Below are 15,653 nucleotides of genomic sequence, written 5' to 3'. Positions count from 1 at the left end.
GACCTCGATTGTCGGCAGGGAAAGCCCCTACGCTACAAGAGTGCGTGCGTGGAGAGAAGCCTGAAGGCGCGCCGCAGGTCAGCCGCGCAACCTATAGTGACGAAGGCGCTCGACCAGATCCCTGCCGGGAATTGCCTTGTCGAACAAGTAGCCCTGGCCGATATCGCAGCGGTGGCGCCGCAGGAAGGCCAGTTGCGAGGCTGTCTCGATGCCCTCGGCGACCACCTTGAGCTTGAGGTTGTGAGCCATGGCGATCACCGCGGAGGTGATTTCCATGTCGTCCTGGCTGTCCGGGATGTCCTTGATGAAACTGCGATCGATCTTGATCACATCGATGGGAAATTTCTTCAGGTAGCTCAGCGAGGAGTAGCCGGTGCCAAAGTCATCCATCGCCAATGTCAGCCCCAGCGCCTTGAGGCCGAGCAGCTGCTGGCGGGTGCCTTCGGTGGCGTCGAGCAGTAAGCTTTCGGTCAATTCGAGTTCGAGCAACGCAGGGGCGATCTGCTCTTCGGCCAGGATCGCGGCGATAGAGGCGAGCAGGTCCGGGTCGGAGAACTGCTTGGGCGAGACGTTGATGGCCACCGGCAGGTTGCCCAGGCCCAGCGCGGCCAGCTGCATGCTCATCCGACAGGCCTGCCGCACGACCCATTTGCCGATCGGGATGATCAGCCCGGTTTCCTCGGCCACGCCGATGAACTGATCGGGCTGAATCATGCCCTTTTCCGGGTGACGCCAGCGCAGCAAGGCTTCCATACCTTGGAGCTTGCCGGTGCGCAGGCTGAGCTTGGGTTGATAGAAGACTTCCAGTTCGTTCTGGGTCAGGGCGCGGCGCAGGTTGTTTTCCACGAACAGCTTGTAATTGGCTTCGGCGTTGAGCGCTTCGGTGAACACCTGCACCTGGTGCTTGCCGTTGGCCTTGGCCTTGTGCAGGGCGAGACCGGCGTGCTTCATCAGGGTTTGCGGATCGCGCCCGTGCAGCGGCGCGCAGGCCAGGCCGACCGAGCCGCTCACGCTGATCAGCTGACCGTCGACGAACATCGGCTTGTCGAGCATAAGCAAGACCTGGCTGGCCAGCTGTTGCCCTTCTTCCACGTCCATGTCATCGAGAAGGATGGCGAATTCGTTGCTGGCAAAACGCGCCAGCACGCTGTCGCGGCTCATGCTGTTGCGCAGCCGGCGGGCGAGGCTGATTAGCAGTTTGTCGCCGGTCTGGTGGCCGAGGCTGTCGTTGATTCGCTTGAAGTTGTCGATGTCGACCAATAGCAGGGACAGCCGCGGCGGCTGCTCGTTGACGAACCGCTCCTCCAGGCTGCGAATGAAATGCGGCCTATTGCCAAGGCTGGTGAGGTTGTCGGTATAGGCCAGGCGCTCGATATGCTGTTGGGCCAGCTTGCCTTGGGTGACGTCTTCGTAGATGCCGATGTAGTGGGTGAGCTCGCCGTTTTCGGCGAATACCTTGGAAATCGACAACTGGCCCCAGTAGGGCTCCAGGTTCTTGCGTCGACTCCGGAACTCGCCCTGCCAGCTGTTGTTATGTGCCAAGACCGATTTGGCATCGAACAGTAATTCGGCCAGGTTTTCGAGCGCCGGCATCTCGGACAGGTGGCGGCCCTGGACCTCGTCGAGGTTGTATTGGGTGATGGAGGTGAAGCTCGGGTTGGCATATTCCACCAGGCCATCGCGATCGACCAGGATGAAGGCGCTGGCGCTCTGCTCCACGGCCCGCTTGAACAGGTGCAGCGCGTGAGTGGCGCTCAAGCGTTGCTGGTTCGCAAGCACCTGCGCGTACTGGTCCGCCAGTTCGCCAGCGAAGGCGATTTCATCGCTCTGCCAGGTTCGTGCCGCGCCGGCCTGTTCTAGGCAGAGCACGCCCACCATGTCGCCGCCGATGCGGATGCTCGCATCCAGTCGGGACGCCACGTCCTGTGGCAAGTAATGATCGGCCAGCTCGCAGGTACGCAGATCGCGCTGGGCATCGCCGGCATCGATCGAGCGTCCGCTGTGCAGGGCTTCGAGGTAACGGGGGCAGAGTGCGGTATCGATGGCTGGTGGCAGCTCATGGCTACCGTCTTCGCAGCGATAGAGTGCGACCGGCTCCAGGCGGGTGTCGTTGAGCAGCCAGATGCTGGCTGACGACAGCTCGTACGCATCGCAGGCCGCCTGGGTAATAAGCTGGGCCGCTTCATGGGACGGGTTGCCGGAACTGTAACGGTGGCGTGCCAGCTGGGCGATCAAGGCCTGCTGGGCGCGCGATCTGACGAGGTGCTGCATGTGCTCCTGCTGAGCATGTTGGTACAGCGCCAGCGAGGCACGCAGACGGGCGTTCTGATTCTGCGAGTCCTGCTCGGAGGCTTCCAGTGCCTGTTCGGCGGCCAGCAGGTAGCCGCGTAGCAGCTGCCTTCCGTGCTGTTGATAGGGCTCGCCGATTTCCAACATGTTGAGCACACCTCGTGGCGTGTGCAGGCGGTAGCTGACCTGATAGTGGGGCTCGTCGGCCAGCTGTTTCTGGATCTCGTCGTGCCGCTGGTGCCGGACTTCCGGCTCCATCAGGCTGGCGTATGGCGATCCGATGAGCGAGCAGACCTCGGCAGCCGCTAGGCCGAACTGGCGTTCGCACATCGGGTCGAGAAAAAGCAGAGCCCAACTGGGCTCGTTCAAACGTTCGAAGCGCAGCATTCCCAGCCTGGACGGCACTGGCAACTGCGTCACAACCTCGGTCGCCGGACGGCTGGCGGCATCGGTATGTATTATCATCGAACGGATCGCTTCCAGTATGCTGACCGTATCGGGCTGATGGCCCAATAATATTAAACCTTAGCAAGGGTGCATCATGCGAAGAGGACTGACAAGCCAGCTCTCCAAGTTACTGCTCATCCCGCTTTTCTGTGCATGTGCTCCCATTGTTTCGGCCCAGAACCAAGGCTCTTTAGGCTCCGACGAGCCGGCGCGGTACCTGGCCGAAATCAAGGGCCTGTACCTCACCGATAACGAGCGCGATGCCCTGTTCGCGCACAGCAATGACCTGCTCAAGACTTATGCGCTGCGGGCGGCTTACCAGGTCGGTCAGCCCGATCCTCACGACCTGAACTACCAGCTGAGCGCCAGCGCGCCGGGAGAGCTGCGTATCCGCGAGGAAATCCGCCACCAGAACGGAACGGTCGCGGTCAGCAATCGTACGCTGTCGGTCTACGGTGTCGATCCTTATCTGCAATATCAATGCCCTGCCCAAGGGCTGGTCTGCGTGGTCGGCAGTCCCGCCGATGGCAGCCCAATGCTGACGCTGCTGCGCGATCCCAAGGGAGCCGAGCAGCTGGCCAAGGCGCTGTCGTTCCTGATTCGTAATCTGCAAAAGGGCTAAGCCCTGCGCTTCGCCGTCACGGCGCGGTGCTCTCCGTTAAGTCCATTTCGCGCAAAAAAAAGCCCCGCCAGTTGGCGGGGCAAGTGACGCTAATTCAACTCACAGCAGCATCGTGCGTATATCCGCCAGCAGCTCGCCAAGGCGCTTGGTGAAGCGTGCCGCCGCGGCGCCGTTGATCACGCGGTGATCGTAGGACAGCGACAGCGGCAGCATCAGCTTGGGCTGGAAGGCCTTGCCATCCCAGACCGGCTGCATGGTCGCCTTGCTGACACCGAGGATCGCCACTTCCGGCGCATTGACGATCGGCGTGAAGCCGGTACCGCCGATATGCCCAAGGCTGGAGATGGTGAAGCAGGCACCCTGCATGGCATCCGGAGAAAGCTTCTTGGTACGTGCTTTCTCGGCCAGTTCGGCGGCTTCGGCGGCCAACTGCAGCAGGCTCTTCTGGTCGACGTTCTTGATCACCGGTACCAGCAGGCCATCGGGCGTATCGACCGCAAAGCCCAGGTGGACATACTTCTTGCGGATAATCGCTTTGCCGCTTGGTGCCAGCGAGCTGTTGAAGTCCGGCAGCTCCTTGAGCAGGTGCGCGCAAGCCTTGAGCAGCAGCGGTAGTACGGTCAGCTTGACGCCAGCCTTTTCCGCCACGGCTTTCTGAGCGACGCGGAAGGCCTCGAGCTCAGTGATGTCGGCCTGATCGAATTGGGTCACGTGGGGCACGTTGAGCCAGCTACGATGCAGGTTCGCCGCGCCCACCTGCATCAGGCGGGTCATGGCGACTTCTTCGACTTCGCCGAACTTGCTGAAGTCCACGGTCGGGATCGGCGGGATGCCCGCGCCGCCACTGGCGCCTGCAGCGGCTGCCGGTGCGCTCTTGGCCTGTTGCATCATGGCCTTGACGTAGCTCTGCACGTCTTCCTTGAGGATCCGGCCTTTCGGGCCGCTGCCGTTGACCTGGCTCAGCTCGACGCCGAACTCACGGGCCAGCATGCGAACCGCCGGGCCTGCATGGATCTTCTTGCCGTCTGCGCTCGGAGTCGCAGCGGGGGCTGGCGCAGCCGATGCCTTGGCTTCCGGCACGCCCTGCTTGTTCGGTGCGACCGACTGCTGGGGCGCTGCGGCCGGGGCCTTGTCGTCTGCCTTGGCCGCAGCCTTGGCAGGCGTTGCGGCGCCAGCGACCTTCAGGGTCAGGATCAGATCACCGGTCTTGGCTTCGTCACCTACCTTGATCGACACGCTTTCGACGGTGCCGGCCTTGGGGGCCGGGATTTCCATGCTCGCCTTATCGGACTCGAGGGTGATCAGCGACTGGTCGGCTTCGACCTTGTCGCCTGCCTTGACCATAACCTCGATGACATTGGCGGTGCCGCTGGAGCCGATGTCCGGAATCCGGATTTCTTCCGTGCTGTCGCCTGCCGGCTGTTCGGCGGCAGCTTGCTCGGGCTGTTCCTTGCTCTGGGTCTTGTTGGCGGCCGGTGCGCTGGCCGCCTGCTTCGGCTTGGCCTGGACGGCGCCTTTGAGTACGAGAATCAAATCGCCGGTGCCGACTTCGTCGCCAACCTTGACCGAGAGGCTCTCTACCACACCGGCAGCGGGAGAGGGGATCTCCATGCTCGCCTTATCGGACTCGAGGGTGATCAGCGATTGCTCGGCGGCAATGGTGTCGCCGGGCTTGACCGAGATTTCGATCACGCTCGCCTTGCCGGACGAGCCGATGTCGGGAACCTTGATCTCCTGGGACTCGCCTTCCTCGGCCGAGGCGGACGCATCGTCGTCGCCTGGCGGAGTCGGGGCTTCGGCTTCGTCTGCCGGCCCGCCGGTGGCGGCTCCGGCAGGCTCGGCGGCTTCGGGCTTGCTCTCGCTCGCCTCGCCGTCGGCGCTTTCCATGTCCAGCAGCAGATCGCCGGTCTTCAGGCTATCGCCCAGCTTGATGTGCAGTGCCGTGATCTTCCCGGCCTTGGGCGCGGGAATCTCCATGCTGGCCTTGTCCGACTCCAGGGTCAGCAGGCTCTGCTCGGCCTCGACGGTGTCGCCGACCTTGACCATCAGCTCGATGACCTCGCCTTCGCCACTGCCGATATCGGGTACGCGAATGGTTTCACTCACAATAATGTTCTCCTGTTCGCTCGCGGCAATCAGCAATCCAGCGGATTGCGCTTCTCGGGGTCGATACCGAACTGGGTGATGGCGTCAGCCACGACCTTGCGTTCGATGGCGCCTCGATCGGCGAGTGCTTGCAGCGCGGCGAGGGTGACCCAGCGACGGTCGACTTCGAAGAAGTCGCGCAGCTTCTTGCGCGTATCGCTGCGACCATAGCCGTCGGTGCCCAGCACCTGATATTCCTTGGACGGAACCCACTGGCGGATCTGGTCGGCGAACAGCTTCATGTAGTCGGTAGAGGCGACCACCGGACCTTCGCGGCCTTCCAGGCACTGCTCGACGTAGGTCTTGCGTGGCTCTTCGGTCGGGTGCAGGCGGTTCCAGCGGTCGACGGCCAAGCCGTCACGGCGCAGTTCGTTGAAGCTGGTGACGCTCCACACATCGGCACCGACGCCGAACTGGGCGAGCATTTCCACCGCGGCGCGCACTTCCAGCAGGATGGTGCCGCTGCCCAGCAGCTGGACACGGTGCTTGAAGTCGCCCTTGGCTTCCTCGAGCAGGTACATGCCCTTGATGATGCCGTCTTCCACGCCGGCCGGCATGGCTGGCTGCTGGTAGTTCTCGTTCATCACGGTGATGTAGTAGTAGACGCTTTCCTGCTTCTCCATCATCTGATGCATGCCGTGGTGCATGATCACCGCCAGCTCGTAGCCGTAGGTGGGGTCATAGCTGCGGCAGTTCGGGATGGTGCTGGCGAGGATGTGGCTGTGGCCGTCCTCGTGCTGCAGGCCTTCGCCGTTGAGCGTCGTGCGCCCGGAGGTGCCTCCCAGCAGGAAGCCGCGGGACTGGGCATCGCCCGCCGCCCAGGCCAGGTCGCCGATACGCTGGAAGCCGAACATCGAATAGAAGATGTAGACCGGCAGCATCGGCTGGTTGTAGTTGCTGTAGGCGGTACCCGCGGCGATGAACGACGAGAAGGCACCGGCTTCGTTGAGGCCTTCCTGGAGGATCTGGCCGTCGCGCTCTTCGCGGTAGTACATCACCTGGTCGCGGTCGACCGGCTCGTACAGCTGCCCCACCGGGGAGTAGATGCCCAGCTGGCGGAACATGCCTTCCATACCGAAGGTACGCGCCTCGTCGGCCAGGATCGGCACGATGCGCTTGCCAAGATCCTTGTCCTTGACCAGCTGCGAGAGGATCCGGCCGAACGCCATGGTAGTGGAGATTTCACGATCGCCCGAACCGTCGAGCACCGCTTTGAGCGTCTCCAGCGGCGGCGTCGGGATGCTGAAGCTCTTCGGTCGACGCTGCGGCAGGTGGCCGCCGAGTTTCTCGCGGCACTTGCGCAGGTATTTCATCTCCGCGCTGTCTTCGGCCGGACGGAAGAACGGCAGCTCTTCGAGCTGCGAATCGTTGACCGGGATATCGAAGCGGTCGCGGAATTTCTTCAGGCTGTCGATATCGACTTTCTTGGTGTTGTGGGCGATGTTCTTCGCCTCACCGGCACCAGTGCCGTAACCCTTGATGGTCTTGGCCAGAATGACGGTCGGCTGACCTTTGTGGTTCACGGCCTGATGGTAGGCCGCGTAGACCTTGTACGGGTCGTGGCCGCCACGGTTGAGCTTCCACACTTCCTCGTCGGAGAGACGCTCGACGCGCTTGAGCAGCTCCGGATCGGCACCGAAGAAATGCTTGCGCACGTAAGCGCCGTCTTTGGCCTTGTAGTTCTGGTACTCGCCGTCGATCGCCTCGTCCATGCGGCGCTGCATGCGACCGTCGTCGTCCTCGGCGAACAGCGGGTCCCACATGCGACCCCAGATGACCTTGTTGACGTTCCAGTTGGCGCCTTTGAACACGCCTTCCAGCTCCTGGATGATCTTGCTGTTGCCGCGAACCGGGCCGTCCAGACGCTGCAGGTTGCAGTTGATGACGAATACCAGGTTGTCGAGGTTCTCACGACCGGCCAGGGAGATGGCGCCGAGTGTTTCCGGTTCGTCGCATTCGCCGTCGCCGATGAAGCACCACACGCGCTGCTTGCCCGCCGGGATGAAGCCGCGGTTCTCCAGGTACTTCATGAAGCGCGCCTGGTAGATCGCCTGGATCGGGCCGAGGCCCATGGAGACGGTCGGGAACTGCCAGAAGTCCGGCATCAGGTGCGGATGCGGGTAGCTCGACAGGCCGTTGCCATCGACTTCCTGGCGGAAGTTGAGCATTTGCTCTTCGCTCAGGCGACCTTCGAGGAAGGCGCGGGCGTAGATGCCGGGAGAGGCGTGGCCCTGGTAGTAGATCAGGTCTCCGCCGTGTTCTTCGGTCGGGGCCTGGAAGAAATAGTTGAAGCCGATGTCGTACAGCGTGGCGCTGGAGGCGAAGGTGGAAATGTGTCCACCCAGGTCCGGGTCTTTCAGGTTGGCGCGCATCACCATCGCCAGGGCGTTCCAACGGACCAGCGAGCGGATGCGACGCTCCATGAAAAGGTCGCCGGGCATGCGCGCTTCGCGAGTAACCGGGATGGTATTGCGGTATGGCGTGGTGATTGCGTAGGGAAGAGGTGTACCGCTACGGGTGGCCAGTTCGCCCATCCGGGTCAGCAGATAGTGGGCTCGGTCTTCACCTTCTCGATCGATAACGGAGTCGAGGGCATCCAGCCATTCCTGGGTTTCGACGGGATCAAGGTCTTGCATGGCTTGCTCCAGGGCGGAAAGGCTTCCAGAATCGGTCGCCTACGTCGCGGCTCGCTTTTTGAGCGGGCGCGTTATTTTTTGGATGAGTGCCGGAGTATGACCGGGCTCTGTAGTTTTACTACAAATCGGACGGCATGTTCAGCCCCCGGGGCACAAACACCGGTAGTGAAGCTACAGCTGCGGGGTCCTTTGCGCCTTTCTCCAGCCACCCGGATCAGGCCGCAAAGCCACGCCCCATGCCGCTTCGCTTGATCCTTGAGCGCTTGTCCAAGGCCTGAAGGAAAAATTTCATGAGTCTGCCTTCTCAGGTAGCAGTACCGGCCCCGCTTCAGGGTTTTGTCAGTCGCGCCGAAGGGTTGTTCCTCCCTGACGAGGGCTGTCCGTCGGAAGTCTCGGACCGATTCGCGGCATGGCCCGCCGACAGGCACGATGCCTTCAGACGGGTTGCCGCTGCCAGTGAATTCGTCGTCGATCAGGTTAGTCGAGATCGTGAAATGTTGCTGCAGCTGGCCGAAAGCGGCCTGCTCGAGCGCCCGATGGCGGAGGGTGAGCTGCGCCAGAGCCTGGCTGCGCAGCTGGAACCGTGTAGCGATGAAGACGCCCTGGCCCAGGTGCTGCGCCGATTTCGCAACCATCAACAGGTGCGCATCATCTGGCGCGATGTGACGCGGCAGGCGGCGCTGTCCGAGACCTGCCGCGACCTGTCGGACCTTGCCGATGCATGCATCGACCTGGCCTACCAATGGATCTACCCGCGCCATTGCGAGCAGTTGGGCACGCCGGTCGGCCGTCATAGCGGTGCACCCATGCATATGGTCATCCTCGGCATGGGCAAGCTCGGTGCTCACGAGCTCAATCTGTCTTCCGACATCGACCTGATCTTCGGTTACCCCGAAGGCGGCGAGACAGAAGGGGTCAAGCGCTCGCTGGACAACCAGCAGTTCTTCATTCGCCTGGGGCAGCGCCTGATCAAGGCGCTCGACGCCATCACCGTCGACGGTTTCGTCTTTCGCGTCGACATGCGGCTGCGACCCTATGGCTCGGCGGGTGCGCTGGTGCTCAGCTTCAACGCGCTGGAACAGTACTACCAGGATCAGGGGCGCGACTGGGAGCGCTACGCGATGATCAAGGCGCGGGTGGTCGGTGGCGATCAGCGGGCGGGTGACGAGTTGCTGGCGATGCTGCGGCCGTTCGTCTATCGCCGCTACCTGGACTTCTCGGCCATCGATGCGATGCGCAGCATGAAGCAGTTGATCCAGCAGGAAGTCCGGCGCAAGGGTATGACCGAGAACATCAAGCTCGGCGCCGGCGGGATACGCGAGGTCGAATTCATCGCCCAGTCGTTCCAGCTGATCCACGGCGGCCGCGACCTGAGCTTGCAGCAGCGCCCGCTGCTGAAGGTGCTGGCTACCCTGGAAAGCCAGGGCTACCTGCCCGCCGAGGCGGTCGTCGAGCTGCGCGAAGGGTATGAGTTCTTGCGCTATACCGAGCATGCCTTGCAGGCGATCGGCGATCGCCAGACGCAGATGCTGCCGGACGGCGAGCCGGACCGGACGCGGGTGGCCTTCATGCTCGGCTTCGACAGCTGGGAAGCGTTCCATCAGCAGCTGCGGTTCTGGCGCGAATGTGTCGCCCGACATTTCGCCAACGTGATCGCAGACCCGGGCGAGGATGAAGCGGGGCAGGGGCAACCGCTGGCTGGGCTCGAGTGGTTGCCGCTGTGGCAAGAACATTGGGACGAAGAATTCGCCTGTCGTCAGTTGGCCGAGGCGGGGTTTTCCAATCCGCAGGCCGCTTGCGAACGGCTCGGCGCGCTGCGCAGCGGCAGCCAGGTACGCACCATGCAGCGGCTCGGACGTGAGCGCCTGGACGGCTTCATCCCAAGGCTGCTGGCGCAGACGGTGGAGCACGACGATCCCGATCTGGTGCTCGAACGGGTGCTGCCCTTGATCGAGGCCGTGGCTCGACGCTCGGCCTACCTGGTCCTGTTGACGGAGAATCCGGGCGCCTTGCAGCGTTTGCTGGAGCTCTGTGCGGGCAGTCCATGGATCGCCGAACAGATCGCTCGTTTCCCGGTCCTGCTCGACGAGTTGCTCAACGCCGGGCGACTGTACAGCCCGCCGCAGGCGCCGGAGCTCGCCGCCGAGTTGCGCGAGCGGCTGATGCGCATTCCTGAGGACGACCTTGAGCAACAGATGGAGGCGCTGCGGCATTTCAAGCTGGCCCATCGGCTGCGGGTGGCTGCCTCGGAAATCGCCGGGACTCTGCCTCTGATGAAGGTCAGCGATTACCTTACCTGGCTGGCCGAGGCCATTCTCGAGCAGGTCTTCGCGCTGGCGTGGCGGCATACGGTGGCACGTCACGGCCAGCCGCCGCGCAGCGATGGTTCACTCTGCGATCCCGCCTTCGTGATTGTCGGTTACGGCAAGGTCGGCGGCCTGGAGCTGGGGCATGGATCGGATCTGGATCTGGTGTTCATTCACGACGGTGACCCCAATGCCGAGACCGATGGTGCCAAACCGATCGACGGGGCGCAGTTCTTCACCCGACTGGGCCAGCGGATCATCCATTTACTGACCACGCAGACCATCAGCGGGCAGTTGTACGAAGTCGACATGCGGCTGCGCCCGTCCGGCGCCGCCGGGTTGCTGGTGAGTTCGTTGAAAGCCTTCGAACGCTACCAGAGTGACGAGGCCTGGACCTGGGAGCATCAGGCGCTGGTTCGTGCTCGGGTGCTGGTGGGCTGCCCGCGGCTGGCGGCGGACTTTCAGCGGGTTCGCGTCGCCGTGCTCAGTCGTGAACGCGATCTGGCGCGGCTGCGTGGCGAAGTCAGCGAGATGCGCGGCAAGATGCGCGATAGCCTCGGGACACGGCGAACCCAGGCCGGACTGGGCGACAACGCCTTCGATCCACAGGCGAGCTTCGATCTCAAGCAGGATGCCGGTGGTATCGTGGATATCGAATTTATGGTGCAATACGCGGCTCTGGCGTGGTCGCATGGGCACCCCGAGCTGCTGCGCTACACCGATAACATCCGCATCCTCGATGGCCTCCAGCAGGCCGGGCTGATGCCCGCGGGCGAGGTCGGTCTGCTGCAGGAGGCCTACAAGGCCTATCGCGCTGCGGCGCACCGCCTGTCGTTGCAGAAACTGCCCGGCGAGGTGAGTGCGGACCAATTCCGTGAAGAACGCCAGGCGGTCATGCGCATCTGGCGCGAGCTGGGGCTCAGCTAGCCCCGCCGCAACCTTGCAACCTACGTAGCGAATTTCGAGGAGCTGGCAACGATGTCGATGTCCGACCGTGATGGCGTGATCTGGTATGACGGCGAACTGGTTCAATGGCGTGAGGCCACCACTCACGTACTGACCCATACCCTGCACTATGGGATGGGCGTTTTCGAAGGCGTACGCGCCTACAACACCCCTGACGGCACCGCCATCTTCCGCCTGCAGGCGCATACCGACAGGCTGTTCGATTCCGCGCACATCATGAACATGAAGATCCCGTTCACCAAGGACGAGGTCAACGAAGCGACCCGCGCCGCGGTGCGCGAGAACAATCTGGAAACCGCCTACATCCGTCCGATGGTGTTCTACGGATCCGAAGGCATGGGCCTGCGCGCCACCGGGCTGAAGGTCCACCTGATCGTCGCCGCCTGGCACTGGGGCGCCTACATGGGCGAAGAGGCACTGACCCAGGGCATCAAGGTCCGCACCAGCTCCTTCACCCGTCACCACGTCAACATCTCGATGACCCGCGCCAAGTCCAACGGCGCCTACATCAACTCGATGCTGGCCCTGCAGGAAGCGATTTCCGGCGGCGCCGACGAAGCGCTGATGCTCGATCCTGAGGGCTACGTGGCCGAGGGTTCGGGCGAGAACATCTTCATCATCAAGGACGGCGTCATCTACACCCCTGAAGTGACGGCCTGCCTCAACGGCATCACCCGTGGCACCGTGCTGACGTTGGCCGAAGAGCTTGGCATCAAGGTGATCGAAAAGCGCATCACCCGCGATGAGGTCTATATCGCTGACGAGGCCTTCTTCACCGGCACCGCCGCCGAAGTGACGCCTATCCGCGAAGTCGACGGTCGCCTGATCGGGCCCGGACGCCGTGGTCCGGTCACCGAGAAGCTGCAGAAGGCTTATTTCGATCTGGTCACCGGCCAGACCGCGGCGCACGCCGAATGGCGGACGCTGGTCAAATAAGCCGGGAGCTGGTAGCTAGGAGCCGGACGTGAAGAACACGCCGGCACGTGCTTCCAGCTTTTTGCTCAAGGCTTCGAGCTTATGAATATTTTGATCATTGGTCCCAGTTGGGTCGGCGACATGGTGATGGCGCAGACGCTGTTCGCCTGCCTGAAACAGCGCCATCGCGACTGTGAAATCGACGTGCTGGCGCCAGACTGGAGCCGTCCCATCCTCGAGCGGATGCCCGAGGTGCGTCAGGCGCTGAGCTTCCCGGTCGGCCACGGTGCGCTGGAAATGGCCACGCGCCGCAAGATCGCCCAGGGTTTGCGCGGCCGCTATGACCAAGCCATCGTGCTGCCCAACTCGTTGAAGTCGGCGCTGGTGCCGTTCTTTGCCGGCATTCCCAAGCGGACCGGCTGGCGCGGCGAGATGCGTTTCGGCCTGCTCAACGACATCCGTAAGCTGGACAAGGCGCGCTATCCCCTGATGATCGAGCGGTTCATGGCGCTGGCCTTCGAACCGGGCGCCACGCTGCCCGAGCCTTATCCTCAGCCTGCATTGCGCATCGAGACGCAGAGCCGCGAGGCGGCGCTTGCCAAGTTCGGTCTGAGCCTGGATCGGCCGGCGCTGGCCCTGTGTCCGGGCGCCGAGTTCGGTGAGTCCAAGCGTTGGCCTTCGGAGCATTTCGCCAAAGTCGCCGAGCTGAAAATCCGGCAGGGTTGGCAGGTCTGGCTGTTTGGCTCGAAGAACGACCGCGAGGTCGGCGAAGACATCCGCGCGCGCCTGATACCGGGTCTGCGGGAAGAGGCGATCAACCTCTCGGGCGAGACCAGCCTGGCCGAGGTGATTGACCTGCTGTCCTGTGCCGAGGCGGTGGTCTCCAACGATTCGGGGCTGATGCACGTGGCGGCGGCTGTCGCCCGGCCGTTGGTTGCGGTCTACGGTTCCACGTCGCCAGCGTTTACACCGCCGCTGTCGCAGCAGGTCGAGGTGGTGCGCCTCGGGCTCGATTGCAGCCCCTGCTTCGAGCGCACTTGTCGCTTCGGCCATAACAACTGCATGCGCGAGCTCAAGCCAAGACCTGTGGTCGAGGCGCTCGATCGCCTTGTTCCGCAGCCGGTCGAGGTCCGCTGAGTGCGTGTCCTGCTGGTCAAGACTTCCTCGCTGGGCGATGTCATCCATACGCTACCGGCGCTGACCGATGCGTTGCGAGCGCTGGGCGAGGTGCGCTTCGACTGGGTGGTGGAGGAGGGTTTCGCCGAGATCCCGAGTTGGCATCCCGCGGTCGACCAGGTCATTCCCGTGGCGCTCCGCCGCTGGCGCAAACACCCGCTGCAGACGCTGCGCAGCGGCGAGTGGGGCCGGTTCAAGGCGCGCCTTCGCGAACGGAAGTACGATCTGATCATCGATGCCCAGGGTCTGCTCAAGAGCGCCCTGCTGACGCGCTATGCCGATGCCGAGGTCGCCGGGCTCGACCGGCATTCGGCGCGCGAGCCGTTGGCGTCGCGTTTCTATGATCACCGCTACGCCGTGCCGCGTAATCAACATGCGCTGGAGCGGGTGCGCCAGCTGGTCGCCCAGGCGCTGGGATATTCGCTGCCGAGCGGTCTCGGTGATTACGGGCTGGATCGTGCGCGGCTGCAGCTGGGCAGCGGCGAGCCCTATCTGGTATTCCTGCACGGCACCACCTGGCCGAGCAAGCATTGGCCCGAGCCCTATTGGCGCGAGCTGGCCGAGCGCCTGAGCGCCGACGGCTGGGCGATCCGCCTGCCTTGGGGAAACGAGGCCGAGCGCGCTCGAGCCGAGCGAATCGCCGAGGGGCTTTCCCTGGTATCGGTGTTGCCTCGGCTGAACCTGGCTGGCGTCGCCGGGCAGATCGCCGGCGCGCGTGCCTGTGTGGCGGTGGACACCGGGCTCGGTCATCTGGCGGCGGCGCTCGATGTGCCGACGGTATCGCTCTATGGTCCAACCTTGCCCGGAAGGGTAGGCGCCTATGGACGATCCCAGGTCCATCTGTGTGCCAGCGGCCCGAACGCCGGCAGCGGCGATCGGGAAAAACCCTGTTTTGACGAGCTCCGTGCCGAGCGTGTCTTCAATAAACTTCAGACGCTGTTGCTGAAGCCGGAGAGTGTCTGATGCAACTGGCCTTTATTCTCTACAAATACTTCCCGTTCGGCGGGCTCCAGCGCGACTTCATGCGCATTGCGCTGGAGTGCCAGCGCCGTGGCCACGCCATCCGCGTCTATACGATGATCTGGGAAGGTGAGGTGCCCGAGGGTTTCGAGGTGCTCGTCGCTCCGGTCAAGGCGCTGTTCAACCATACCCGCAACGAACGTTTCACGGCCTGGGTCGAGGATGACCTGGCCAAGCGGCCAGTCGATCGGGTCGTGGGTTTCAACAAGATGCCGGGGCTCGACGTGTACTACGCGGCTGACCCCTGTTTCGAAGACAAGGCGCAGACCCTGCGCAACCCCGTCTATCGTCGCTGGGGTCGGTACAAACATTTCGCCCGCTATGAGCGGGCCGTTTTCGACCCCCAGTCGAAGACCGAGATCCTGATGATCTCCGAGGTGCAGCAGCCGCTCTTCGTCAAACACTACGGGACCCCGGCCGAGCGCTTTCACCTGCTGCCCCCCGGCATCGCCCAGGACCGCCGCGCGCCGCCGGATGCCGAAGCCGTTCGCGCCGATTTTCGTGCGGAATTCGGCCTGAACGACAGCCAGTTGCTGCTGGTGCAGATCGGTTCGGGCTTCAAGACCAAAGGTCTGGACCGCAGCCTCAAGGCTTTGGCAGCGCTGCCTCGCGAGATCAAACAGCGCACGCGGCTGTTCGTCATCGGCCAGGACGATCCCAAGCCTTTCCAGTTGCAGAGCACGGCGCTGGGCATCGCCGAACAGGTCGTGTTCCTCAAGGGCCGTAGCGATGTGCCACGCTTTCTGCTCGGCGCCGATCTGCTGATCCATCCCGCGTATAACGAGAATACCGGTACCGTGCTGCTCGAGGCGCTGGTGGCGGGGTTGCCGGTGCTGGTGACGGACGTTTGCGGCTATGCCCACTACATCGAAGACGCCGATTGCGGCCGTGTGGTGCCAAGCCCATTCGACCAGCAGGCCCTGAATGCGACGCTCGCGCAGATGCTCGCCGAAGGCGAACAGCGTGCGCTCTGGCAGCGCAATGCGCTGGCCTATGCCGATCAGGCCGATCTCTACAGCATGCCGGAGCGCGCGGCCGATGTGATCCTGGGGGCGCATTCGTGAGCCTTCGTCCGCAGGATGCGGTTGGAGTAGGCCCGGCAATGTTCGACAGGGACGCATGTGCCCCGGG

Annotated in this window: 9 protein-coding genes; 6 read left to right on the top strand and 3 right to left on the bottom strand. The window is 63.4% G+C overall.

What is annotated here, in order from left to right:
- Nucleotides 1-78: 78 nt before the first annotated feature.
- Nucleotides 79-2,754 (bottom strand): putative bifunctional diguanylate cyclase/phosphodiesterase, encoded by a 2,676-nt coding sequence (locus G7026_RS09395; RefSeq protein WP_181070507.1) that lies wholly within the window; start codon nucleotides 2,752-2,754, stop codon nucleotides 79-81.
- Between the two features lie 76 nt (nucleotides 2,755-2,830).
- Here G7026_RS09395 and G7026_RS09390 point away from each other — a divergent pair, with 76 nt between their 5' ends.
- Complete coding sequence (locus G7026_RS09390; RefSeq protein WP_219858377.1) at nucleotides 2,831-3,358, top strand: hypothetical protein; 528 nt, start codon at nucleotides 2,831-2,833, stop codon at nucleotides 3,356-3,358.
- A 99-nt stretch (nucleotides 3,359-3,457) separates the two neighbouring features.
- On the opposite strand, the gene aceF is transcribed toward G7026_RS09390, so the two are convergent.
- Together aceF and aceE are read right to left on the bottom strand one after the other, a co-directional pair.
- A complete protein-coding gene (gene aceF, locus G7026_RS09385; RefSeq protein ID WP_181070506.1) occupies nucleotides 3,458-5,464 on the bottom strand; it encodes a dihydrolipoyllysine-residue acetyltransferase in 2,007 nt (668 codons plus the stop codon).
- Between the two features lie 29 nt (nucleotides 5,465-5,493).
- Nucleotides 5,494-8,139, bottom strand: a complete 2,646-nt coding sequence (gene aceE, locus G7026_RS09380; RefSeq protein WP_181070505.1) for a pyruvate dehydrogenase (acetyl-transferring), homodimeric type — start codon at nucleotides 8,137-8,139, stop codon at nucleotides 5,494-5,496.
- 290 nt (nucleotides 8,140-8,429) lie between these two features.
- Here aceE and glnE point away from each other — a divergent pair, with 290 nt between their 5' ends.
- The 5 genes from glnE to G7026_RS09355 all read left to right on the top strand — a co-directional run bounded on the left by glnE (nucleotide 8,430) and on the right by G7026_RS09355 (nucleotide 15,586).
- Nucleotides 8,430-11,372: a bifunctional [glutamate--ammonia ligase]-adenylyl-L-tyrosine phosphorylase/[glutamate--ammonia-ligase] adenylyltransferase gene (glnE, locus tag G7026_RS09375; RefSeq protein WP_181070504.1), complete on the top strand. Its 2,943-nt coding sequence runs from the start codon at nucleotides 8,430-8,432 to the stop codon at nucleotides 11,370-11,372.
- A gap of 51 nt (nucleotides 11,373-11,423) precedes the next feature.
- Nucleotides 11,424-12,347 carry a branched-chain amino acid transaminase gene (locus G7026_RS09370; RefSeq protein ID WP_181070503.1) on the top strand — a complete coding sequence of 308 codons (924 nt, stop codon included), beginning with the start codon at nucleotides 11,424-11,426 and terminating at the stop codon, nucleotides 12,345-12,347.
- A gap of 81 nt (nucleotides 12,348-12,428) precedes the next feature.
- The gene (gene waaF, locus G7026_RS09365; protein WP_181070502.1) at nucleotides 12,429-13,463 is read left to right on the top strand and encodes a lipopolysaccharide heptosyltransferase II; all 1,035 of its coding nucleotides are present in this window, start codon (nucleotides 12,429-12,431) and stop codon (nucleotides 13,461-13,463) included.
- Nucleotides 13,464-14,465: a lipopolysaccharide heptosyltransferase I gene (gene waaC, locus G7026_RS09360; RefSeq protein WP_181070501.1), complete on the top strand. Its 1,002-nt coding sequence runs from the start codon at nucleotides 13,464-13,466 to the stop codon at nucleotides 14,463-14,465.
- Complete coding sequence (locus tag G7026_RS09355; protein WP_181070500.1) at nucleotides 14,465-15,586, top strand: glycosyltransferase family 4 protein; 1,122 nt, start codon at nucleotides 14,465-14,467, stop codon at nucleotides 15,584-15,586. Before waaC ends, G7026_RS09355 begins: the two co-directional genes overlap by 1 nt.
- Nucleotides 15,587-15,653: the final 67 nt, after the last annotated feature.

The organism is Stutzerimonas azotifigens, from assembly GCF_013522725.1.
Lineage (GTDB): Bacteria > Pseudomonadota > Gammaproteobacteria > Pseudomonadales > Pseudomonadaceae > Stutzerimonas > Stutzerimonas azotifigens_A.
This window is presented reverse-complemented; position numbering and strand designations above follow the sequence as displayed.